The 23,344-nt window shown below is 62.3% G+C and carries 19 protein-coding genes and 1 pseudogene; 11 read left to right on the top strand and 9 right to left on the bottom strand.

Annotated features, from left to right (window positions below; translation table 11 throughout):
- Position 1 precedes the first annotated feature (1 nt).
- Positions 2-967 carry a Bug family tripartite tricarboxylate transporter substrate binding protein gene (locus tag AC3WJW_RS21655; RefSeq protein WP_493727317.1) on the bottom strand — a complete coding sequence of 322 codons (966 nt, stop codon included), beginning with the start codon at positions 965-967 and terminating at the stop codon, positions 2-4.
- Between the two features lie 359 nt (positions 968-1,326).
- Here AC3WJW_RS21655 and AC3WJW_RS21650 point away from each other — a divergent pair, with 359 nt between their 5' ends.
- The 4 genes from AC3WJW_RS21650 to AC3WJW_RS21635 all read left to right on the top strand — a co-directional run bounded on the left by AC3WJW_RS21650 (position 1,327) and on the right by AC3WJW_RS21635 (position 6,275).
- A complete protein-coding gene (locus AC3WJW_RS21650; protein ID WP_493727316.1) occupies positions 1,327-1,584 on the top strand; it encodes a DUF2790 domain-containing protein in 258 nt (85 codons plus the stop codon).
- Between the two features lie 85 nt (positions 1,585-1,669).
- Entirely contained in the window at positions 1,670-2,341 is a 672-nt protein-coding gene (locus AC3WJW_RS21645; protein ID WP_007979096.1) for a heavy metal response regulator transcription factor, read from the top strand.
- Positions 2,342-2,349: 8 nt separating this feature from the next.
- Positions 2,350-3,780 carry a heavy metal sensor histidine kinase gene (locus AC3WJW_RS21640; protein ID WP_493727315.1) on the top strand — a complete coding sequence of 477 codons (1,431 nt, stop codon included), beginning with the start codon at positions 2,350-2,352 and terminating at the stop codon, positions 3,778-3,780.
- A 107-nt stretch (positions 3,781-3,887) separates the two neighbouring features.
- On the top strand, positions 3,888-6,275 hold the full coding sequence (locus AC3WJW_RS21635; protein WP_493727314.1) for a DUF3772 domain-containing protein: 2,388 nt from the start codon (positions 3,888-3,890) through the stop codon (positions 6,273-6,275).
- Between the two features lie 98 nt (positions 6,276-6,373).
- Here AC3WJW_RS21635 and AC3WJW_RS21630 read toward each other — a convergent pair whose 3' ends face one another.
- Both AC3WJW_RS21630 and AC3WJW_RS21625 read right to left on the bottom strand, forming a co-directional pair.
- Entirely contained in the window at positions 6,374-7,864 is a 1,491-nt protein-coding gene (locus tag AC3WJW_RS21630) for an aldehyde dehydrogenase family protein (protein WP_493727313.1), read from the bottom strand.
- A gap of 101 nt (positions 7,865-7,965) precedes the next feature.
- Positions 7,966-8,355, bottom strand: a complete 390-nt coding sequence (locus AC3WJW_RS21625; protein ID WP_218484066.1) for a c-type cytochrome — start codon at positions 8,353-8,355, stop codon at positions 7,966-7,968.
- A gap of 283 nt (positions 8,356-8,638) precedes the next feature.
- Between AC3WJW_RS21625 and AC3WJW_RS21620 the strand changes: the two genes are divergently transcribed.
- The 3 genes and pseudogenes from AC3WJW_RS21620 (at position 8,639) to AC3WJW_RS21610 (ending at position 12,142) form a co-directional block, all read left to right on the top strand.
- Complete coding sequence (locus tag AC3WJW_RS21620) at positions 8,639-9,961, top strand: alginate export family protein (RefSeq protein WP_493727312.1); 1,323 nt, start codon at positions 8,639-8,641, stop codon at positions 9,959-9,961.
- 15 nt (positions 9,962-9,976) lie between these two features.
- Positions 9,977-11,287 (top strand): annotated as a pseudogene (locus AC3WJW_RS21615) (methyl-accepting chemotaxis protein); the annotation flags it as partial.
- A 15-nt stretch (positions 11,288-11,302) separates the two neighbouring features.
- Positions 11,303-12,142 (top strand): methyl-accepting chemotaxis protein, encoded by an 840-nt coding sequence (locus tag AC3WJW_RS21610; protein ID WP_493727402.1) that lies wholly within the window; start codon positions 11,303-11,305, stop codon positions 12,140-12,142.
- Positions 12,143-12,701: 559 nt separating this feature from the next.
- On the opposite strand, the gene srmL is transcribed toward AC3WJW_RS21610, so the two are convergent.
- Positions 12,702-13,847 (bottom strand): PheS-related mystery ligase SrmL, encoded by a 1,146-nt coding sequence (srmL, locus tag AC3WJW_RS21605; RefSeq protein WP_493727401.1) that lies wholly within the window; start codon positions 13,845-13,847, stop codon positions 12,702-12,704.
- Between the two features lie 327 nt (positions 13,848-14,174).
- Here srmL and AC3WJW_RS21600 point away from each other — a divergent pair, with 327 nt between their 5' ends.
- The 3 genes from AC3WJW_RS21600 to AC3WJW_RS21590 are packed head-to-tail and all read left to right on the top strand — an operon-like array spanning position 14,175 to position 17,787.
- On the top strand, positions 14,175-15,488 hold the full coding sequence (locus AC3WJW_RS21600) for an amino acid permease (RefSeq protein ID WP_493727311.1): 1,314 nt from the start codon (positions 14,175-14,177) through the stop codon (positions 15,486-15,488).
- Positions 15,481-16,761: an aspartate aminotransferase family protein gene (locus tag AC3WJW_RS21595; RefSeq protein ID WP_493727310.1), complete on the top strand. Its 1,281-nt coding sequence runs from the start codon at positions 15,481-15,483 to the stop codon at positions 16,759-16,761. The genes AC3WJW_RS21600 and AC3WJW_RS21595 overlap by 8 nt, the downstream gene beginning before the upstream one ends.
- Before the next feature lie 9 nt (positions 16,762-16,770).
- Positions 16,771-17,787, top strand: coding sequence for a phosphotransferase enzyme family protein (locus AC3WJW_RS21590; RefSeq protein WP_493727309.1), 1,017 nt, complete (start codon positions 16,771-16,773; stop codon positions 17,785-17,787).
- 178 nt (positions 17,788-17,965) lie between these two features.
- Here the strand turns inward: AC3WJW_RS21590 and AC3WJW_RS21585 are convergent, their stop codons facing one another.
- Both AC3WJW_RS21585 and hpaC read right to left on the bottom strand, forming a co-directional pair.
- A complete protein-coding gene (locus AC3WJW_RS21585) occupies positions 17,966-18,262 on the bottom strand; it encodes a DUF6124 family protein (RefSeq protein ID WP_493727308.1) in 297 nt (98 codons plus the stop codon).
- 477 nt (positions 18,263-18,739) lie between these two features.
- Positions 18,740-19,252 (bottom strand): 4-hydroxyphenylacetate 3-monooxygenase, reductase component, encoded by a 513-nt coding sequence (gene hpaC, locus AC3WJW_RS21580; protein ID WP_007978142.1) that lies wholly within the window; start codon positions 19,250-19,252, stop codon positions 18,740-18,742.
- A gap of 260 nt (positions 19,253-19,512) precedes the next feature.
- On the opposite strand from hpaC, the gene AC3WJW_RS21575 reads away from it, so the two are divergent.
- Positions 19,513-20,142 (top strand): response regulator transcription factor, encoded by a 630-nt coding sequence (locus AC3WJW_RS21575; protein ID WP_493727307.1) that lies wholly within the window; start codon positions 19,513-19,515, stop codon positions 20,140-20,142.
- A gap of 291 nt (positions 20,143-20,433) precedes the next feature.
- Here the strand turns inward: AC3WJW_RS21575 and feaR are convergent, their stop codons facing one another.
- From feaR to AC3WJW_RS21560, 3 genes are all read right to left on the bottom strand, one after another.
- Positions 20,434-21,354 carry a transcriptional regulator FeaR gene (gene feaR / locus AC3WJW_RS21570; RefSeq protein ID WP_493727306.1) on the bottom strand — a complete coding sequence of 307 codons (921 nt, stop codon included), beginning with the start codon at positions 21,352-21,354 and terminating at the stop codon, positions 20,434-20,436.
- A 152-nt stretch (positions 21,355-21,506) separates the two neighbouring features.
- Positions 21,507-22,457 (bottom strand): PDR/VanB family oxidoreductase, encoded by a 951-nt coding sequence (locus AC3WJW_RS21565; protein ID WP_493727305.1) that lies wholly within the window; start codon positions 22,455-22,457, stop codon positions 21,507-21,509.
- 140 nt (positions 22,458-22,597) lie between these two features.
- Entirely contained in the window at positions 22,598-23,338 is a 741-nt protein-coding gene (locus AC3WJW_RS21560) for an SDR family NAD(P)-dependent oxidoreductase (RefSeq protein WP_407802492.1), read from the bottom strand.
- Between the last annotated feature and the right edge of the window lie 6 nt (positions 23,339-23,344).

The following is a 23,344-nucleotide window of genomic DNA, read 5'->3' as shown; positions in this document are numbered from 1 at the left end:
CTCAAAGCAGCCCGACCTTGACCAGCATGGCGTGCAACCGCACGTGTTCTTCGTCGACGAATTTGCCGAACTCATCGCCGGTCAACACGCTGGGGGTCCAGGCGTTGGTCTGGATATTGTCCTGCCAGACCTTGCTGTTGGTGGCGGCCACGACAGCGTCGATCACCTCTTTACGCTGCTCCGGGGTGAGGCCCGCCGCACCGTAGACGCCGCGCCAGTTGCCGATCGTCACGTCATAGCCGCTCTCCTTGAGGGTCGGCGCGTCAATGCCGGGAACACGCTCCGGCGCGCCGATGGCCAGGACACGGAACTGACCGTTCTTGATGTACTGGCCCAGCTCGGCGAAACCGCCGGTGATCACCTTGAGCTGGCCGCCCAGCGCCTGGGCGACCACCTCGCCACCGCCACCAAATGCCACGTAGTTCACCTTGTTGACCGGCACGTCCAGCTTGCCCGCCAGCTCGGCAATGCCGATATGATCCACCGAGCCCTTGGAACCGCCGCCCCAGGTGATGCTCGTCGGGTTGGCCTTGAAGGCCTTGATCAGGTCATCAAGGGTCTTGTATTCCGATTCCTTGCGCACGGCGATCACGTTGTACTCGGTGAACAAGCGGGCAATGGGCGTCACATCCTTCAGGCTGATCTGCGACTTGTTCTGCTCGATGCCCGCGACCATGATCGCGCCGACCACCAGCAACGCATTCGGATCGCCCTTGGTGCTGTTGGCAAATTGCGCCAGCCCCAGGGTCCCGCCCGCCCCGCCCTTGTTCTCGAAGGTCACGGACTTGGCCGTATTGGCCTCGACCATGGCCTTGCCCAGCACACGGGCAGTCTGGTCATAACCACCGCCCACCGAGCCCGGGGCCATGAACTTCACGGTATCGAGCGCGAAGGCAGGTGCGACAAGCACGGCAGCGGTCAAACCGGCGGCCATGCAGCGACTGAAACGACGGATCAAAGCGGACATGGGCATCTCCTGATTGCATTGTTTTTATAGGTGCCGCTTGCCCATCGAGGTGTTCGATGAACATGGGCCTGCCAACAAGCTTAGGCCATGGATCCGCGGGTTGCTGCTGCCCCCCTGTGGGAGCGAGCTTGCTCGCGATGGTCGTTAACGATTACACGGGGCATCTGTATAAACGCGGTGCCTTTACGTCCATCGCGAGCAAGCTCGCTCCCACAGGGGGGGGTGCGGTGTTGCAGGGGCGTTTCATTACAACTTTGTAATCGAGTTGTTGGTCGGCTGTCCGGATCACACCGTTAGCCTGAACTCACTGTCAGGCAAATCACCGGCAGCCCCCTCAACCCTGAAAAGAGAGACTTGTGATGAAACTGTTGATCCTAGGTTTTGCCACCCTGCTCGCCACCGGTTCGGCGTTTGCCGCCACCCAGCCCTCCTCGCCAATCATCCACGATCAGGACGGCTTCTATGTCCCGGTGGAAGTGGCCAAGGTCCTGTCCATGACCGACCTCAACGGCAAGTGCGGCATCGTGCCCGCGCAGTTCAACTACCTCGACCACCAGGGTCGCGAGCATCAACTGGACTATCAGGTTCAGGGGGTGAACTGCCTTGGCGAGAACTGAGCGGATGCCTGCCATCACCGCCGATCGGGCTACACTTGCGCCACTGATGCGTCCCCGTAGCCCGACCGAACCAGGCAGATTGTCCATGAACATCCTCGTAGTCGAAGACGAACCCAAGGCCGGCAATTACCTGCTCAACGGCCTGCAGGAACTCGGATACACCGTGAACCTGGCGCGCGACGGCGTCGATGGCCTGCACCTGGCCCTGGAGCACGACTTCGACGTGATCGTGCTGGACGTCATGATGCCGAAGATGGATGGCTGGGAAGTCCTGCGCCGCCTGCGCAAGGAAGCCGACACACCGGTGCTGTTCCTCACCGCCCGGGATGACATCGCCGACCGCATCAAAGGCCTCGAACTGGGCGCCGACGATTACCTGATCAAACCGTTTTCCTTCGCCGAACTGGTGGCGCGCCTGCGCACCCTGACCCGCCGCGGCCCTACCCGGGAAGACGAACACCTGCACGTCGACGACCTGCAGATCGACGTGCTCAAGCGTCGCGTCAGCCGTGCCGGCAACCGCATCACCCTGACCAACAAGGAATTTGCCCTGCTGCACCTGTTCGCCACGCATCAGGGCGAAGTGCTGTCACGCTCGATGATCGCCTCGCGGGTCTGGGACATGAATTTCGACAGCGACACCAATGTCGTCGATGTCGCGGTGCGCCGCCTGCGCCTGAAAATCGACGATCCGTTCCAGCTCAAGCTGATCCACAGCGTGCGCGGCATCGGCTATCGCTTCGACACTCAACCTTGAATGCCCCCATGAATGCCATGACGCCGCTGCGATCCGCCTCCCGTCTCAGCCACTCCCTGACGCTGCGCCTGGCGCTGGTGTTCGCCCTGCTGGCGTTTGTCTCGCTGGCGCTGCTTGGCGTGGCGCTGTACCGCGACCTGGAACGCGAGTTGATCCATCGCGACGACATTGCCCTGATCACCCGCATCGACCAGTTGCGCACCTTCCTCAATGACAGCAACACCCTGGACCTGATCAAGGCCAAACCCGCGCTGTTCCAGAACATGATGGGTAACCGCGAGGCCCTGCTGACCATTGGCACTCCAGGGCAACCACCGTTGCTGGTGGTCAACCCGGGCAACCTGAAAATGCCGGTGCTGACCCCGGTGGCGATGGATCATCGACTGACCCTGGACGACGTGCAGCATTTGCCCAACGTCAACGGCGTGCCGTTTTCCGCCCTGGCGGCGACCATCGACTCCGGAGACCTCGGCAGCCTGCAAGTGGTGACCGGGCGCCTGATGACCGAACGCACCGCCGTGCTCGCCGATTACCGGCTCAACGTCTACCTGTTCGCCACCGTGGCCGCGATTCTGCTGGCGTTGTCCGGTTATGTGCTGGTGCATCGAGGCCTGTTGCCGGTGCGGCGCCTGGCCCGCCACACCCAGAGCATCGACGTCGGCAACCTCAACGACCGGCTCGACAGCCAGGGCGCACCCCTGGAGCTGCTGCCGATGATCGACGCCTTCAACGCCATGCTCGACCGCCTGGACAAAGGTTTTGTGCAATTGGGTCAGGTATCGACCGACATGGCCCACGAACTGCGCACGCCGATCAACAACCTGCTCGGCGAAACCCAGGTGGCCTTGCAGCAGAACCGCAGCACCGACGCCTATCAGCAGTTGCTGGCCTCCAATGTCGAAGAGCTCGAACGCCTGGCGCGCATGCTCGACAACATGCTGTTCCTGGCCCGCACCGATCCGCGCAGCGCCTTGCGCCAGCGCCAGGAACTGGATGCCGCCGACGAAATGCAACGCATGGCCGACTATTTCGAAGGCCCGGCGACCGACGTAGGCATCAGCATCAATGCCCACGGCAGCGGCTTGATCTGGGCCGAGCCCATGTTGCTGCGTCGTGCCCTGGCCAACCTGTGTGCCAACGCCATCAAGTATGGCGCGCCGCATTCCGAGCTGTGCATTCACGCCAACCCGACCGCCGAAGGCATCCAGGTGCAGGTGCGCAACCACGGCCAGACCATCCCGGCGCAGCATCTGCCACGGCTGTTCGAACGCTTCTATCGGGTCGATGAATCCCGCGAGCGCTCGGCCCAGTCCAATGGCCTGGGCCTGTCGATCGTGGCGACGATCATGCAACTGCACAACGGCGCCTGCCATGTCAGCAGTGCCGACGGCATCACCTGCTTCGAACTGTTTTTCCCGGCGCGGCAACAGCATGAGTAGCGCCCGGGCGAAAACCGGCCGGACACTTTCGACAAAACATCGCTCAAGGGTGCGTGTCATGACCTAACCTCATTGGCTAAGTGACTAACAACCCGTCGAGCACGCCGATGTTCAATGTATGGAAGTCAATGATTTACGTCGCCTTCGCACTGCTGGCGGCGACCCCGGGATGGCTGTCGGCGGCGACCATGGCCGACACCCTTGCTCCCGCCCCCACCGCCCCGGTCATCAGCATCTCCGACAGCGAATTGCTGGGGTTGCAAAACCAGCTGAACAGCCTCAAGCAGCAGGTTTCCCAGGCCAGCACCTACACCCAGCTGGAAAGCTCACAGGACCTGGTGCTGGCACTGATCCAGAATATTGAACGCCTCTCCACATCGCTGCTGCCTGGGCAGGCGCAGTTGCAGGCGCAACTCAACGTGCTGGGGCCAGTGCCGCTCGACGAGAACGCCCAGGTGACGTCTGCCATTACCACCCAACGAGACACCCTCGGCGAGCAAAAAGACAGGATCGACAACCAGCTCAAAACCCTGGCTGCGCTGAAAGTCAGTGCCGCCGAGCTGATCACCCAGATTGCCAGCATCCGCCGCAGCCTGCTGGAGGCGGAGGTGACCCAGCAGACCAACAGCATCCTGAACCCGCGGTTCTGGTCGCCATTGTTCGATCTTCCGCTCGATGACCGCCAACGTTTCAGCGCCCTCGTCCAGCAACTCAATGTCACGCACCAGGCGGCCTGGCAACCCGGTCAACGCGCAATCACGGCCTCCCTGCTGGTGCTGGCCCTGGTCATCTGGAGCCTGGGGCGAAAACTCGCCGGTCGGGGGCTGGCGTGGCTGTGCATTCATCGAATGCCCGAAGGCCGGTTACGGCGCAGCTCCCTGGCACTGGCCTCGGTACTGGCGACGGTGCTGAGCGCCGGCATCGCCCTGCAGTTGCTGCACTATGCCGCGACCCGGCAACTGCCCTACACCCCGCTGCTGGCCGACCTGGCGCAATACCTGGAAAAGCTGGCCTATACCTGCGTGATGATCACCGGATTGAGCCGCGCGTTGCTGTCGACCAAACATCCTTCATGGCGCCTGCCCGATATCGCCGATCCGGTGGCGCTGGCGATGGAGCCCTACCCCAGGCGGCTGGCCAGCCTGCTGCTGGTGCTGGTGACACTGGTGCAGATGAGCAACGTCACCGGCATGAGCGCCGAAGTGGTGTTGTTCGGCCGGGGAATCGTGGCGTTGGTCGTGACACTGGTGATCGGCGCGCTGCTGTTGCGCGTCAGCAAGACCCGACGGGCGCTGATCGTTGCCGGAGAAACTCCCGAAGGCGTCACCACCTCCGCCGGCCTGATTTATGTGTTTGCCGGCGTTGCCGTGGTGGTGTCCCTGTTCGCCCTGGTGATCGGCTACGTGACGATGGCCCGGTTCATCACCTATGAAATGGTGTGGATTTTCATCGTCTTCTCCGCGTTCTACCTGCTCACGCAGGTGTACCAGGACACCTGCGAATCGCTTTTTTCACCCAGACAACCTACCGGCAAGGCGATCAAACAGCTGCTGGGCATCGGTAATCCACGCCTGGAGCAGATATGCACGGTGTTTTCCGGGGCGGGCCGCGCGATCCTGATGCTGGTCGGCGTCATTGCGTTGTTTGTCGGCGGCGTAGGTACGACGTTCGGGCAATTGGTCACCAGCACCGCGGCCATTCTCGGTGGCGAAGGGCTGCGCAAGCTGAACATCGTTCCGGACAACTTGATGCGTGCCTTCCTGACACTGTTGATCGGTGTCTACCTGATTCGCACGCTACGCCGCTGGCTGGACGGCGAGTTCCTGCCGAAAACCGAGATGGACCCGGGCATGTGCGCCTCGCTGAGCACCCTGTTCGCCAACATCGGATACGCGTTGGTCGTGCTGCTCACGCTGTCGTCGCTGGGGATCAAGTGGACCAACCTGGCCTGGATCGTCAGCGCCCTGTCAGTGGGCATCGGCTTCGGCCTGCAGGAGATCGTGAAGAACTTCATCTCCGGCCTGATCCTGCTGACCGAGCGCCCGGTGAAGGTCGGCGACCTGATCAGCATCAGTGGCGTCGAAGGCGACATACGACGGATCAACGTGCGGGCCACGGAAATACAACTCGCCGACCGCTCGATCATGATCGTGCCCAACTCCCACCTGATTTCGCAGAACCTGCGCAACGTCACCCTCGGCGGCAGCGCCCAGGGCGTGGTGATACTCGAGCTGATGTTCCCGCTGGATATCGATCCGGAACTGGTGCAAAACCTGCTGATGGACAGCTACACCGCGCACGAATCCATCCTGGATAAACCGGCGCCGTTCTTGCGCTTCAGCCAGTTGAAACCGGAAGGCATCACCTTGACCATCACCGGCTACGTCGGCAGCCCGCGCACGGTCGGGGCGATCAAGAGCGAGTTGCTGTTTGAAATTCTCAAGCGGCTGGGCGCCGCCGGCATTGAACTGGCGAAACCGCCCCCTACCCCGTAACACCCATCCGTAGGAGCTGCCGAAGGCTGCGATCTTTTGATCCTGATTTTTAAAACAAGAGCAAAAGATCGCAGCCTTCGGCAGCTCCTACAGGTTTATCAGTGGGCGATGCACACTGACTTGAGCTCGGTGTAGGCCTCGATCACCGCGCGACCGAACTCACGCCCCATGCCCGATTGCTTGACGCCACCGAACGGCATCGCCGGGTCGAGCAGTACGTGGGCGTTGACCCATACGGTACCGGCTTCGATACGTGGCACCAGGTTCATGGCTTTGCCCAGGTCGTTGGTCCACAGGCTGGCGGCCAGGCCGTAGCGGTTGTCGTTGGCCAGTTCGATCACGGCGTCTTCGTCGTCGAATGGCATCACGCCCAGCACCGGGCCGAACACTTCTTCGCGGGCCACGGCCATGCTGTGGTCGATGTCCGCCAGAATGGTCGGCTGCACGAAGAAACCATCGCCCTCCAGCAACTCACCGCCAGTCACCACCCGTGCACCTTCCTGGCGGGCCAGTTCGATGTGCTTGAGCACGCTTTGTTGTTGCTTGCGCGACACCAGCGGGTTGATCGCCGCGTCACCGTTCATGCCCGCGCCAATCGGCATCGCCGAGACCGCGGCGGCCAAGGCCTCGACGAATTTGTCGTGGATCGAACGGTGCACATAGAAGCGCGATGCCGCGGCGCAGACCTGGCCGTTGTTCAGCAAGCCACCGAGGATCGCGCCTTGCACGGCTTTTTCGATGTCGGCATCGGCAAGCACGATCATCGGGTTCTTGCCGCCCAGTTCCAGGGAGAAGCGCGTCATGTTTTCCATGCACGCCACGCCGACGCTCTTGCCCACGGCGGTGGAACCGGTGAACGACACCTTGCTTACCAGAGGATGCTGGGTCAACACACCGCCAACGGAAGCACCGCCACCGGTGACTACGTTGAATACACCGGCCGGGATGCCCGCGTCCAGCGCCAGTTCAGCCAGGCGCATGGCGGTCAACGGGGTTTCCATCGCCGGCTTGATGATGACGGTACAACCAGTGGCCAGGGCCGGCATCAGCTTCCAGGCGGCGATCAGCAGCGGGAAGTTCCACGGCACGATGCCAACCACCACGCCCACCGGCTCACGTTTGGTGAACGCGGTAAATTTGGCGCCCGGTGGCAGCGGGATCGACACGTCGAAGGTCTGCCCTTCGATCTTGGTCGCCCAGCCGGACATGTAGCGCATGAATTCCACAGTGGCGTTCAGGTCCAGCGCGCGGGCCATGTTGATCGATTTGCCCTGGCTCAGTGTTTCCAGCTGGGCCAGTTCTTCGGCGTGTTCTTCGACCAGGCGGGTGAAGTTCAGCAGGATGCGCTCACGGTCGGCCGGGCGCAGGCTCGACCACACGCCGGATTTGAACGCCTTGTGCGACGACTGTACGGCGCGCTCGACGATCTCCAGCGGCGCATCCAGGGTTTCGCACAGGGTTTGCCCGGTCGCCGGGTTGACCACGGCGATGCTGTCGCCCTCGGCAAACACCCACTGGCCGTCAATGAAGCAGCCGTGACGGCGCTCAAGGAATGCAGCCACCTGGGGCAGGATTTCAACGTTGCTCATAAATCACCTTTCATTCAGGTGCAGGAGCCGACTCAAGGCCGTCTTCGCTGGCAAGCCAGCTCCCACAGGGGTTGGTGGTTGTCAGGCGGAAATTCGACTGATCAGTGTTGTTCTTTGAGGAAGCACGCGACCGCCTGACGGTCGTCGGCGGATGCAAGGCCCATGTACGGCATGTAGGTGCCCGGCACGTAGGCCTGGGGCTGAGTGATCAATTGCGTGATGTTCTCGGCTTGCCAGCTGACGTCTTTGTCGCGCATGGCCTGTGAGTAGCTGAACCCTGGGAGCGAGCCGGACTTGCGCCCGTACACGCCGAACAGGTTCGGCCCCATCATCCCGGTCGTACCCTTGGTCACCGCGTGGCAGACACTGCACTCAGTGGCAAACACTTCGGCACCACGCTGGGTATCCGTGGCGCACTCGGCGGCAGACACCGCCTGAACCAGGGTGAAGGACAGCAAGCCGATGAGGGGCAAACGCAGCGAAGTGAACATAAGAAAACGCCCTTGAAAATCCACGCGCTCGCCGGCAGGCGAACGCCAACATCAAAAAATGCCGAGGCCAGGGTGCTTCGGCAGCTTGGTGGGGATTGTCGGTGGTCGCCGGCACGCAGGTTTTGCCCTGCGTGCCAGTTATGTTGGCGGGGCTGCCAATCCGGACAATCTGGCATGCACAACCAACTAATTGGCAAACAGGGAAAAGGGCAAACGAAAGCCGCGACTTAGTATCCGGGCAGACCGCAAACCTGCGCTCAAGAACAAGAACGGATGCCACACCATGCTCAAGTCCCCCTTGCTTCGTCTCTCGACGCTCGCGCTGATGATCAGCGCCGGCCAGGCCAATGCCTATGAGCTGTACGCCGATGACGACAGCCATCTGAACGCCACCCTCGAAGCCGCGTTCGGCATTTTCCACAGCCAGGAAAACTACGCCCTGTCCGGCCGTCTCGACGAAGGTTCCTCGTCGTGGCGTGAGGGCTACATCAAATACGGTTTGAGTTTCGACAAGGGCCTGGGCGGTGCGGGCACGGCTTACGGCGCGGGCAACCTGCTCAGCTCCGGCACCTGGGGCGACGGCGATGCCGCCGGTTTCAGCGATGGCTCGGAACGCACCACCAAGTTCGAAGACGCCTACCTTGGCTGGCGTTCGGCCGATCTGTTCAGCGCCTTGGGCAGTGACGGCGTCGACCTGTCCTTCGGCCGCCAGAACATCGTGGTCGGTGATGGCTTCCTGATCGACGGCGACGCCCTGAACATGGGCAAGGGCCTGGCCGACGGCGAGTTCAACCGTGGCGGCGCCTACTACCTGGCCGCTCGCAAAGCCTTCGACGAAACCGCCGTATTGCGTCTGGGTGGCAAGGAAGGCTGGCGCAGCGACCTGATGTGGCTCAAGTCCGACAACCGCGCCCAGGCCAAGACCGAAATGTACGTCGGCACCCTGGAGCACGTGGCCGAGGCCGGCACGGTGGGCCTGACCTACATCAAGACCACCGACATCGACGAGCAGTACGCCTCGCCGATCCAGCTTGAACGCGACGGCATGAAGACCTACAGCGTGCGCGCGGCGGGCAATGCCGGGGTGAAAGACCTGTTCCTGTCCGGCGAATACGCCAAGCAGGACAAACCCCACGCCGCCACCGAAGACGCCTGGTACCTGGAAGCCGGCTGGACCTTCTCCGACGCGATCTGGACCCCGAACGTCAGCTACCGCTACAGCCGCTTCTCGGAAGGCTACGACACCTTGTTCTACGGCATGAGCCGCGGCTATGGCACCTGGTTCCAGGGTGAAGTGGCGGGCAACTACGCCGGGCCGTTCAACAGCAACTCGCGGATTCAGAACGTCGGGCTGAAAGTCTCGCCGCTGGAAAACCTGAACCTGGGCGCGCTGTACTTCAACTTCGACACCATCGACCGCAGCCTGGGCAATACCGACGGCCACGAAGTCGACCTGTATGCCGAATGGCACGTCAACGACCACCTGACCGTGATGCCGCTGGTGGGCATCTACCAGCCGGACAAGAGCGCCGAAAACGGCGGCACGCAACTGGGCAACAACGACCGGAACGTCTACGCCCAACTGCTGTTCGTCACCGGTTTCTAACCTCGGTCGTGGGCAATGGCGGCGTCATTGCCCACGTGGAAAAAGGTATTTCCAATGCACAAAAAACTCCTGACGATCCAGAGCAAGATCGCCCTCCTCGCCGGGCTCTGCCTGCTGCTGGTCGTCGGCTTGTTGATGGGTTTGTCGCTCTATCAGACCCACAAGAGCAGCCAGCAGGTTGCGCAAGCCAGCGGCGACATGCTCGCCAATGCGGCCAGGGAACACATGCAGGCCCTGGGCACAGTGCAAGCCATGCAAGTGCAACGCACCTTCATGCAGACCCACGAATATGGCCAGGGGTTATCGCGCTACCTGTTGTACCTGCGACAGCTGCAACAGCAGGGCAGCCTGACCCGCCCGCAACTGCGCCGGGAGCTGAGCACCCAGCTTCACCAGGCCCTGATCGACAAGCCCGACCTGCTCGGGCTTTATGTCATTTTCGAACCCGGCGGGCTTGACGGCGACGACGCCGCTTTCGCCCACCAGGCGGACATTGGCAGCAATGAAACCGGGCGCTTCGCCCTGTATTGGGTGCAGAGCAAACCCGGCGAACTGCAAGCGGTGATCGGCGACGAAGGCCTGCTCGCCAACACCGAGCCGGGGCCCAGCGGCGCGCCCTACAACGCCTTCTATACCTGCGCTCGCGACACCCGTCAGGCCTGTGTGCTCGAGCCTTATTTCGACGAGGCGTCCGGCAGCCGCAAACTGGTGACCAGCGTGGCCTTCCCGTTGCTGGAAAACGGCAAGGTGATCGCCGTGGTCGGGCTCGACATCAACCTCGCCGCCCTGCAACAGAACAGCCAGGCCAGCGCCCGTGAGTTGTTCGAAGGCAACGGTCAGATCAGCATCGTCAGCCCGCGCGGGGTGATCTCCGCCGACAGCCAGGACGTCAGCCGTCTCGGCCAGCCGATGGACAACGCCGAGGTGATGGACGCCTTGCGCCAGGGCAACCCCAAAGTGTTTGTCGACGCCCGGCAGATCAAGGTGCTAGAGCCGCTGTCACCGATTGCCGGCGCCGTGCCGTGGGGCGTGTTGGTCGGCGTGCCGCAAGAGGTTTTGCTGGCGCCGGTGACCACCTTGCAGAAGGAACTCGACGCCCAGGGCGTGCAAAGCACCGCGCTGGAATTGCTGCTCGGTGGCGGTTCGGCCCTGCTCGGCCTGCTGTTGATCGGGTACACGGCGCGGCGCATTACCCGGCCGCTGCAAGTGCTGACCCGCGTGATGGAGGATATCTCCCTCGGCGAAGGCGACCTGACCCGGCGCCTGCAGGTGCAATCGCGGGATGAAATCGGTCAACTGGCGACCGCCTTCAACCGCTTTGTCGAACGCATCCACCAGTCGATGCGCGAGGTGTCCTCGGCGGCCCTCGGTGTCAATGAAGGGGCGCGGCGCGTGCTGAATGCATCGAACGCTTCGCTGAGCAATTTCGACGATCAATCCACCCGCACCAGCAGCGTGGCGGCGGCGATCAACCAGTTGGGCGCGGCCGCCCAGGAGATCGCCCACAACGCCAGCGATGCCTCGCACCAGGCGTCCGGTGCCCGGCAACAGGCCGAGGACGGACGCCAGGTGGTGCAACGCACGATCGAGGTGATGAACGAACTGTCGGGCAAGATCAGTGCCTCGTGCGCCAACATCGAAGTGCTCAACGACAAGACCGTGAACATCGGGCAGATCCTCGAAGTGATCAAGGGCATCTCCCAGCAGACCAACCTGCTGGCACTCAACGCGGCCATCGAAGCGGCGCGGGCCGGTGAAGCGGGTCGTGGCTTTGCGGTAGTGGCGGACGAAGTGCGCAGCCTGGCCGGACGCACCCAGGCCTCGGCGCTGGAGATCCAGCAGATGATCGAGGAGCTGCAAGTGGGCGCACGGGAATCGGTCACCACCATGACCGAGAGCCAGCGCCACAGCGAAGAAAGCGTCACCATCGCCAACCTCGCCGGCTCCCGCCTGGGCAGCGTGACCCAGCGCATCGGCGAGATCGACAACGTCAACCAGTCCGTGGCCGCCGCCACGGAAGAACAGACGGCGGTGGTCGAGGCCCTTAATGTCGACATCACCCGGATCAACAGCCTGAACCAGCAAGGGGTGGAGAACCTGCAAGCAACGTTGCGCGCCTGTACCGAGCTGGAGCAACAGGCCGGGCGGTTGAATCAGTTGGTGGGGAGTTTTCGTATCTGAGATTTGGGTTGCCTGACACGCAGCCATCGCGGGCAAGCCCGCTCCCACACTGGATTTTTGGCGTACTCACTTCTTGTGTTCACCAGAGATCCCTGTGGGAGCGGGCTTGCCCGCGAAGAGGCCAGCACATCCAACATCATCATCGACTGACACTCCGCCTTCGCGAGCAAGCCCGCTCCCACATCTGGATTTTCTGCCACACACAATTTTCAGGTGCACCACAGATCCCCTGTGGGAGCGAGCCTGCTCGCGATGAAGCCAGCACAGCCAACATCACCGTCGCCTGACACCCCGCCTTCGCGAGCAAGCCCGCTCCCACATTTGGATTTTCTGCCACACACAATTTCCAGGTGCACCACAGATCCCCTGTGGGAGCGAGCCTGCTCGCGATGAGCCCAGCACATCCAACATCACCGTCGCCTGACACCCCGCCTTCGCGAGCAAGCCCGCTCCCACATTTGGATCTCTGCCATACACAAATCTTGTGTTTACCAGAGAACCCTGTGGGAGCGGGCTTGCCCGCGAAGAGGCCAGCACAGCCAACATCCATGTCGACTAACTAAACATTGGGAAGATCCATCCTGTAACCCGCACCCGGCGCTCCTTCATGCAGCGCCACTTGAAGGTTCGAATACAGGGCATTCGCCTCAGCAGTGGTGATTGATCTCGAACAATCACGCAGTACAACCCGTAGCAGCACATTCTCCTGGCCCGGCAGCAATCCGAGGCGATCAATGGCCTGCGCAGGCAGTTCCGTGAACGCCCAACGCCCTTTGATCTGCATTTCCTCGATCCAGTCTGAACAATCGCCAGCAGCCTGCAGCATCCTTTCAGTCAACACCTCCTCGCTTAGCCCCGGCGTTACCGCCAACGAAATATCACGCGTAATCGAAGGCAAACGAGAAACCGCGCTCCACGGATTCAGATCGTGCATCTGTGCCTGTACCCGTTCGTTCTGATCGCGCAGCAAACGAATATCAGGGATACCTTTTCGCAGCATTGTCAGGCGATCCAACCCCATTCCCAGCGCCAGTCCTCCATGACGCAAAGGATCGATCTTCAGTCGCTCCAACAACGATTTGGCAATTCGACCGCACTCCAGAACCTCTACCGGGACGCCGTCATTCAACAGATTTACTTCGATCCCGCCCTCAGTGTAGTGATGCGGACTATCACTGTAGATCCAAGGCATATCAGGCACGGCAGAATTGAGGATATCGCCGACCAGGCAAAGCAGATTCTCATGCGTCGACAAATCAGGATCACCGAGCACCCAGATATCCATCTGATGTGGCTCCGCGCAATGCCAACGGTCCCGGCTGTCGCGCCGAAAAGTGATACCAGGCGCCGCCAATAATATTGACTGTCCTGGCTGACGTAGCTTGGCCGCTCGCTGAAGCGCAGACGGAATTTGGCTAGTGGTTTGCGTCCGTAACAGAGACCACTCGTCAACCCATCGAGTGTGTGCACTCCCAAGCGTAATCTCAGATGGGTCATAACCAAGCAATCCGTAGTTTTCTTCAGCGGAGACAATCCTCGGGCCCGTTTGCATTTGCGCTTGTGGCCAGCCTTTATCCGTTATCCCCTGAAGGACCTCCTTCAGCAATAATCGAATGGCGTGATCGGGTGCAGCGGGTTCTGTTAGATCAGCCAGCAAAAGGGCTTGTTTGAGCCCTATGTCCGTAATGGTTCGCTTTGAAGACATCTCCATATTTTTTCTGCCCTGAATTCCGGATACACAGAACCGGCACAGTACACAGACATGGACAGGTATAGCCGCAGCACCAGAAAAATCAGATCGGACTGACAGCCATGTCTTACCCCGCATATGGAGCGCAAAAGTCCCACCCAAATCTGGCACCCACAACCAACCACATGGCACACACGCACACCTGCCGCGCCACACCCCCGGCGTAGTATCGAAGCCGACCTCTGGGGCACAACCCGCTCCAACGTGCCCTGCAATGCAACGCTGAACCCCTCCACATCTCACTAAAACAATAAATCGGCCTTCGGGTCGCGGGAGATTTCTGTGCTCAAGAAAAGTGCGCTGGGCTGGCCAAAGATTGCCGGCCTCGGAATTGCGTTGGTGGTGGCCGGGCAGTTTTCCGGCTGGAACTTCGGGCTGGCGGCCGGTGGCTGGTTGAACATGCTGATCGCCACGTTGTTGATGGCCCTGCTCTGCGGCGGCCTGGCCTTGTGCGTGGCGGAACTGTCCACGGCGTTGCCCAGCGCTGGCGGCGTGTTCGTGTATGCGCAAAGTGCGTTCGGGCCGTTCGTGGGTTATCTGGTCGGCGTCGCCTGTGCCTTGGCGCTGACCATCGGCACCGGGGCGGCGGCGACGTTCATCTGCGCCTACACCGAATCGATTTTCGGCCTCGGTGGCTGGCCGGTGAAGATCGCCCTGTTCGCGGTGATCATCGGCATCCACATGCGCGGCGTCGGTGAGGCCATGGGCCTGACCTTCATCGCCGGCATCATCGCCGTGGTCGCCCTGCTCACCTTCGGCGTGGCCATGGCGCCCCATGTCGAACTGGCCAACTTGCTGAAACTGCCCGCCAACGTCGCGACACCCGTGAGCCTCGGCGGCATCTTCGCCTGCGTACCCTTCGCGATCTGGTTGTTCATCACGGTCGAGCAAACCGGTTCGGCAGCCGAGGAGGCGCACAACCCCGGCCGCACCATGCCACGGGGCATTCTGGCGGCAATCGGCACCTTGCTGGTGACGGCGCTGGTGGTGCTGGTCTGCGCACCCGGTGCCGGTGGCGTCGAGCTGGTCGGTTCGGCAGGCGATCCGCTGTACGCCGCGATGTCCAGCGGCAGCGCCTTCGGTGACGGCTCCTGGCTGGCCAAGGTGATTGGCTGCGGCGCGGTGTTCGGCCTGATCGCTACCTTCTTTTCGCTGGTGTTCGCCGCGTCCCGGCAGTTGTTCGCCATGGCCCGCGACGGCCTGTTCCCGCAATGGCTGGGCAAGACCGGCAAACGCGGCACGCCCTGGCCGGCGCTGTTGCTGATCGGCGCCATCGGCCTGCCGCTGTCCGAAGTGGACCCGGCCACGGTGATGCTCGCGGTCGTGCTGCTGCTCAACGTTGGCTACCTGTTCATCTTCGCCGCGTACCTGCGCATCAAGACCCGCCAGCCTGACCTGCCACGGCCCTTCACCTTGCCCGGCGGCAAACTGGTTGCCTGGCTGGGCCTGGCCCTGACGCTGGTGGTGATCGCCGCCTGCTTCCAGCTCGACCTGCTGATGCTGATCGCCCTCGCCGTGACCTTCAGCCTGTGCATTTTCAACTATCTGCTGCGCAACCGTCGCGCCACCGTCATTGAGGTTCCGGACCATGCCTGAAGACACTCTGCTGCAACGCCGCCATCGCGTACTGGGCAGCGCCTCACCGCTGTTCTACGACAAACCCTTGCACCTGGTGCGCGGCGAAGGTGTCTGGCTGTTCGACGTCGACGGTCGTCGCTACCTCGACGTCTACAACAACGTGCCCTGCGTCGGTCACTGCAACCCTCACGTGACCGAGGCCATGCACCGCCAGGCCACTACGCTGAACATCCACACCCGCTACCTCGACGAGCAAGTGGTGCGCTACGCCGAACGCCTGACCGCGACCTTCGGCGAGTCGCTGGACACCGCGATGTTCACCTGCACCGGCAGCGAGGCCAATGAGCTGGCGCTGCGTCTGGCACGCTTTGCCAGTGGCGGCACCGGCATCATCGTCAGTGACTACAACTACCACGGCAACTCGGCGTCGCTGGCGCAAGTCACCACCGCCCTGCCCTCGCCGGAACCCTTCGCCGCCCATGCCCGCGCCGTGCCGATTCCATGCCTGTACCACGCGCCGGCCGGCACCACCGAGGCGCAACTGGCCGAACAATACGCGGCCAACATCGCCGCCGCGATTGCCTCGATGCAGGCCCAGGGCATTCGCCCGGCCGCGTTGCTGATCGACACCCTGTTCGCCAACGAAGGCCTGCCACGGGTGCCGGCCAGCTTCGTCAACAAGGCCGCCGCGCTGATCCGCGCCGCCGGCGGACTGTTCATCGCCGACGAAGTGCAGTCCGGCTTCGGCCGTACCGGTGATCATCTATGGGGTCATCAGGCCCACGGTGTGGTGCCGGACATCGTCACCCTCGGCAAACCCATGGGTAACGGCTATCCACTGGCCGGGTTGATCACCCACAAGGCCCTGGTCGAATCCTTCGGGCGCCACGCGATGTACTTCAACACCTTCGGTGGCTCGCCCGTGGCGGCGGCGGTCGGCATGGCGGTGCTGGACGTGATCGAACAACAGCAACTGCTGAAAAACGCGCAAGACGTCGGCGCTTACGTGCAACAACGCCTGCAAGCGCTGGCCGCCAGGCACTCGATCATCGGCGACGTGCGCGGCAAGGGCCTGTTCTTCGCCATGGAATTGGTGCGCGACCACGCCAGCAAGGAGCCAGCCGGCCTGGAGGCACGCAAGGTGGTCAACGACATGCGCGAGAACGGCGTGCTGATCAGCAAGATCGGCGCCGGCGACAACATTCTGAAGCTACGACCGCCGCTGGTGTTCGGCCGCGATCACGCCGACCTGTTTGTCGACACCCTGGACCACGCCCTGAGCGCGATTTGAGGCCCTGCCATGACTGAATTCCACACCCTGTCACACGACCAGCAAGTGGCCCGCCTGCACGAACTGGCGCGCCATGCCCTGCAACAATGGGACGGCGAGTTCGCCGACATTGAACTGGTGAAGTTTCGCGAGAACGCGGTGTTCTCCGCCCACCGCCACGATGGTCAGCGGGTCGCCTTGCGCATCCACCGCAATGGCTATCACGGCGAAGCCGCGCTGCGTTCCGAGCTGCAATGGATGGAGGCACTGGCCGGCGCCGGCATCACCGTGCCGCAGATCATCCGTGCGCAGAATCAAAGCCATCTGGTCGAAGTCACCCATCAAGCCATTGGCGAACCGCGCCACATCGACATGCTCGCCTGGCTGCCGGGCGCCACCGCCGGTACCTCGGAGAACGGGGTGCAGGCCGATACCGAAATCGATTTTCTGTTCCGCGAGGCCGGCGCGATTGCCGCGCGCATTCACCTGCATTCGGCGGATTGGCAGCAGCCGGACGAGTTTGTCCGGCACGCCTGGGATGAAGAAGGCTTGATCGGCGTCAATCCGTTCTGGGGGCGTTTCTGGGAGCTGGAACAACTCAGCGATGAGCAGCGGGATTTGCTGCAACAGGCTCGGCGCACGGCACGCAAGGACTTGCGTCAGTACGGTCGGCACCTGGGCAACTTCGGCATGATCCACGCCGACCTGGTGCCCGAGAATCTGCTCATCGAAGGCCCGCGCTTGCGCCTGATCGACTTCGACGATGCCGGGTTTGGCTGGCACATGTTCGAGTTGGCCACGGCGCTGTACTTCTGCCTGGATGACCCGCGCTACGAGCAGATCAAGGCCGCGCTGCTCGACGGCTACCACGCGGTCAAGCCGCTGACCGAGGCGGATCGCAAGACCCTGGCGCTGTTCCTGATGCTGCGTGGCACCACGTACCTGGGCTGGATTCACACCCGCCAGGGCACGCCGACGGCGATTGAAATGGCGCCGATGCTGATTGAGCGGGCTTGTTTGTTGGCTCGGGAGTATTTGCAGGTCTGATAGACCGCCTTCGCGAGCAGGCTCGCTCCCACAAGGGATTTTCAGTGAACTCAGAACTTGTGTTCGACGACGATCCACTGTGGGAGCGGGCTTGCCCGCGAAGAGGCCATCACTTCCAACATCAATGTTGACTGACACACCGCTTTCGCGAGCAAGCCCGCTCCCACAGTGTTCGTGGTTAGGCGGGGCGATCGACCTGATCCAAAGCCCGATTCACCGCCAACTCCCCCAGCATGATCACTTGCGCGATGCCCAGCAGGGTGTTGCGGTGCGTGCCTTCCAGGAAGCCCGCCAGGTCATTGGCCATGACACTCGCCGAGGCCAGCGATTCGCAGGCGTGGGCCAGCAGGGTTTCGGTGTCGATTTGCGGGTTGATGGTGAACATCGAGGAGGGTTTGTGCGGGGTGGCCATGATGTGCAGGGCCGGGTTGGGACAAGCGTCGTCTTGCGGTGGATCAGGGGTAACCTTCAACATCGTTCGGTCTCCAGAACTGGAGCCGTCACCGATTCGCTGCTAAACGAATGTAGGGTGGCGGCTGTACGCAGGTTAGCAGACCGGGGAGACACGAAACCGGCGCGCCCGAGGGCGCCCTGCGCACAGCTGCCATCAAGTGCAGGGATGGGGAATACCTGACTGTGTGGACTGCCAATGCGCCTCGTGTCACCACGGGCTGCTAAACCCGATCACTGGAAATCAGTGACGCGAATCAAGTTACCGATGGACCTCAAGGCGCACAAGCCGGCGGATTCTGGCGTAGCTGTAGGCAATGCCGCAAGGTGTTGTAGCTTGCAGGAAGTTACTCCTACAGCCGCTAAACAAGCATTCCAAACTGGCACCGCCATCGCGAGCAAGCTCGCTCCCACAGGGACTTTCAGCGAACGCAACATCTGTGTTCGACTCAGATCCACTGTGGGAGCGAGCTTGCTCGCGATTGAACGATAACGCGGTCTATCAGCAATGTGCGCCGGCATGTTCCAGGCGATGGAACAGGCGGTTGAAATACACCAGGCTGTCGCGTGGTTCGCGCACCCCGACCTTCGTCAGCTCCACGAACATCACCGAGTGCGAGCCCACTTCCTTGCACTCGCTGATGCGCCCTTCCAACTGTACCAGGGCATCGCGCAGCACCGGCACGTCGGCCGCGCCGTCGTCCCACAGGTCCCAGGCGAAACGTTCGGCCATCGGCACCTTCGTCATGCCGGCGAAGTGTCGGGCCAGCTCTTCCTGTTCACCACACAGCACGTTGACGCACAGGTGGCCGTTGGTGCGGAACACGTCGTGGGTGGCGCTGTTGCGGTTGACGCACACCAGCACGGTGGGCGGCGAGTCGGTCACCGAGCACACGGCGCTGGCGGTGATGCCGCAGCGCCCGCCGGGGCCGTTGGTGGTGATGATGTTCACCGCCGCAGGCAGCTGCGCCATGGCGTTGCGAAAGTCGATTTGCTGCTGGCTCAGGTCGGCCATGTCGATGCCCCTTCCTTCAGGAGGACCGCCATCTTGCGGCCCGTAGGTGATGGAACAAGACTAAGGCTGCGGGCGCGGCACAACCATTCTGACGATCCCCATGGCGGGGTTGGGTTTCCGCTAGTCGACTAGGTGGTTTCTTTATCGCAAGGGCCGGCCACAGTGGGTATTCTGCTTACTGGCTCCAGAAAGACGAGCCGATGCGTGCCGCGCGTTCGCGTGCGAAAACAATAATTAGAAAACTTTCGTGGCAGCCCCCGATGGATACCCGCAAACCGATTGTTTATATCGTTGACGACGACAAGGACCTGCGCACTTCGCTGGCGTGGTTGCTGGAGTCGGTCAGCGTACAGGCGCAATGCTTTGCCGGCGCCGAAGAGTTCCTCAGCCAGTACGACCCCAGGCAGCCCGCCTGCCTGGTGCTCGACGTGCGCATGCCGGAGACCAGCGGTTTCCAGTTGCAGGAAATCCTCAACCAGCGCGGCAGCACCTTGCCGACCATCTTCGTCTCGGCCCATGGTGACATTCCGATGTCGGTCACGGCGATGAAGAACGGCGCGCTGGACTTCGTCGAGAAGCCCTACAACCCGCAACAGATGATCGACCGCATCCAGGCCGCGCTGAAGACCGCCGTGCACGCCCAGGCCGATCAGCAACAGCGTCAGAACCTGCAGGGCAAACTGGCGTTGCTGACCAGCCGTGAGCGGGAAGTGTTGATGCTGGTGATCGATGGCAAGGCCAGCAAGGTGATCGCGCGGGAGCTGAACATCAGCGTGAAGACCGTTGACGTGCACCGCACCAAGATCAAGGAAAAGATGGGCGTGACCAGCATCGCCATGCTGGTGCGCGAGGTGCTGCATTTGCCGGTGGATGAGCCGGTGCGGCATTGATCATTCTGTATTCGCCGCTGGGGCCCCATCGCGGGCAAGCTCGCTCCCACAGGTTGATCCCGGCCGTACACAGGCTTTGTGTTCACTGGAGATCCACTGTGGGAGCGGGCTTGCTCGCGATGAGGCCGGCACATCCGAAATTGAAGGCGACTGACACGACGCCATCGCGAGCAAGCTCGCTCCCACATTTTTTGATCCCGGTCGTACACAGATTTTGTGTTCACCGCAGATCCACTGTGGGAGCGGGCTTGCCCGCGATGAGGCCGGTACATTCAACATTGATGGTGGGTGTCAGGTGTGGCTATAGCGCTTGCGATAAGCACCCGGTGACACGCCGAAGCGCGATTTGAAGGCCGACGAGAAGTAGCTCGAATCCGAGAAGCCCCAGGCATAACACAGTGCCGACAGCTTCTGCTCGACATCGGCGCGGCGCAGGTTTTCCGCGCAGAAGTCCAGGCGACGGTGCTTGATGTACTGCGCCACCACCAGCCCGCGCTTGGAGAACATCCGGTACAGGCCGCGCACGGAAATCCCGACTTCACGGGCGATCAGCTCGGGGCACAGTTCTTCGTCGCTCAGATGTGCGTCGATGAACGCGATGATCTTGCGGAACTGCCGCTCATGGGGATCGGCCGCGCTGTCCCGGGCGCTGATGCCCGGCAGCAACAAACTGGCCAGGGCATCGAGCACGGCCTCGCTTTCCTGCATGTCCAGCCCTTCCTGCTGGCGAGTCTCCAGCACCAGCCTGTTGGCCATCGCCGCCAGGGGGTTGCTGGCCGCGATGCGCGTGGCGCAGTTGACGGCATTGAAGTGCGAACCACGCTCGACCACCTGACGCGGAAGAATCAGCGACAGCTGTCGGCAATCGTCGTGGTAGGTCATGTCGCTCGGACGGCTGGCGTCGATCAGCGCGATGTCGCCACAACCCAGTTGCGCGCGGTTATCGCCCTGCTCCAGCTGTGAACTGCCACGCATCTGGAACACTGCGTAGTAGTGGCCGTCGCTGCTGGTGCTGACGTCCTTGCTGGTGCGATACAAATGCACGTGCGCCATGTCGACCACACTGAGGTTGATCGCACCGCTGCGAAATTCCGCCAGTTCGCCGTAGAAATCAGTGTCCAGCGCCCGCGCGTCGAAACGCCCGCAGGCCTGGTTCACCTGGCTCAACCAACTTTCGAACGCCTCGTTGCGCACCGTCGATGCTGTAATCATGTCCGCAAAGCCTCACGTTTTTTGTTGTTATTTTTCGACCGCTTCATCGAGCGGTTCGTCAAACCGTTGTTTCTGTAGCCATCGCCTCCCTCGACGGCCGCCGGGCGCCCATTCAACAGGCTCCGGCGCATGCTTTCCAGCCTTCCCGAGGCTTAAATGTCCAATACCAGACGAGCGGAAAGCGCCCGTGACACACAGGCGCAGATCTGCTTGTTGGACGCCTTTTCCTTGTTCGACAGGCAGTTGTCGCGGTGCTCCGGTACGCCGTCCAGCACTTCGACTATGCAGGTGCCGCAAATGCCCTCACGGCATTCGGTGTCGATGTCGCAACCGTGGGCCTGCAGCACATCGACCAGGCTGGCGTCGGCCGGCACGTGCAGCACCACGCCGGAACTGGCCAGCTCCACTTCGAAACCGCCGGCCGGGGCGCTGTTGGCCGCCGGGTCCGCCGCGAAGTGTTCGAGGTGGATGGCCTCATCCGGGCGACTGCGCGAAGCCACTGCCACCACGGTGTTCATGAAGGGTGCCGGGCCGCAGGTGTAGATGTGGGCAGCGCTGTCGGCACGCTCCAGGCATGCGCTCAATGCGCCGTCCAGGTCCGCGGGTTCCACGCCGTAGTGAAACTCCACGTGATCGGCAAAACGGGTCGCCAACAGCTCGGTAAACGCGGCGTACTGCGCCGAACGGGCGAAATAATGCAGGCGATACGGCTGGCCGCTTTCCGCCAGTTTGTAGGCCATGCTCAGCAGCGGCGTGACACCGATACCGGCGGCGAACAACAGGTGTTCGCCGGCACTTTCATCGAGACGGAACAGGTTGCGCGGCGCGCCCATTTCCAGCTCCATGCCCTCCTCGACCTGCTCGTGCAACGCCAGCGAACCGCCGCGCGACTGCGCTTCTTTCTTCACCGCCACCAGGTACGCACGGCGATCCTGCGGCGGGCTGCACAGCGAATACTGGCGGGTCACCCCGGTCGGCCCGGTCAGGTCGACGTGGGCACCCGGTTCATAGGTGTCGAGCGGCTGGCCGTCACTGCGCACGAGGCGAAAGGAGCGGATATCCAGCGCTTCGTCGACGATCCTTTCGATCTTCACCTTCATCATTGCATCACCTGAATATTTATTTTTTCGTTTAACACAACACCTGTAGGAGCTGCCGAAGGCTGCGATCTTTTGATTTTGTTTTTTAAAATCAAGATCAAAAGATCGCAGCCTTCGGCAGCTCCTACAGGGGGGTGTGCTGTTTAGCGCATGAACAAGCCGCCGTTGATGTCCCAGCACGCGCCCGTTACGGAGGCGGCGTTGTCGGCGATCAGCAGCAGCACGCTGTCGGCGATGAACGCTGGATCGCCGAGCGTGCCGGCCGGGATCATTTTCAGGATCTGCTCCAGACGCTCCGGCGCCACGGTTTCGCGCACCACCGGCAAGTCCAGCGGACCCGGCGAGATGCTGTTGACCGTCACCCCTTGCGGCGCCAGTTCACGGGCGAAGACCTTGGTCAGGGTCGCCACGCCGCCCTTGGCCGCCGCGTAGTGCGCGCCGGTGGCGGTACCGCCGTTCTGCCCGGCCAGGGACGCGATGTTGACGATGCGCCCGAAACCACGCTCGGCAAAGTGCGCGCCGAACACCTGGCAGGCCACGAAGGTGCCGCGCAGGTTGATCGCCATCGACTCGTCGAACTCTTCTGGCGTGATGTCCATCAGCGCCGCGACTTTCGACACGCCGGCGTTGTTCACCAGAATGTCGGTGCCGCCCCACTGCTCAACGAGCAGGTCACGGGCACGCTGGAAGTCGGCCTTGCTGCGCACATCCAGCTCGATGGCCATGGCGCTGGCGCCGCTGCCATCGAGTTGCAACGCCAGTTGCTGCACGCCATCGAGGCGCACATCCGCCAGGGCGACGCGATAACCTGCCGCGTGCAGACGGCGGGCGATGCACTCGCCCAGCCCGCGCGAAGCACCCGTTACGAGGGCTACTCGACTCATGTGGGT

Source organism: Pseudomonas sp. GW821-FHT07G06, assembly GCF_058986625.1.
Note: the sequence above shows the minus strand (reverse complement) of the source record. Positions and strands in the feature narration are given on the sequence as shown.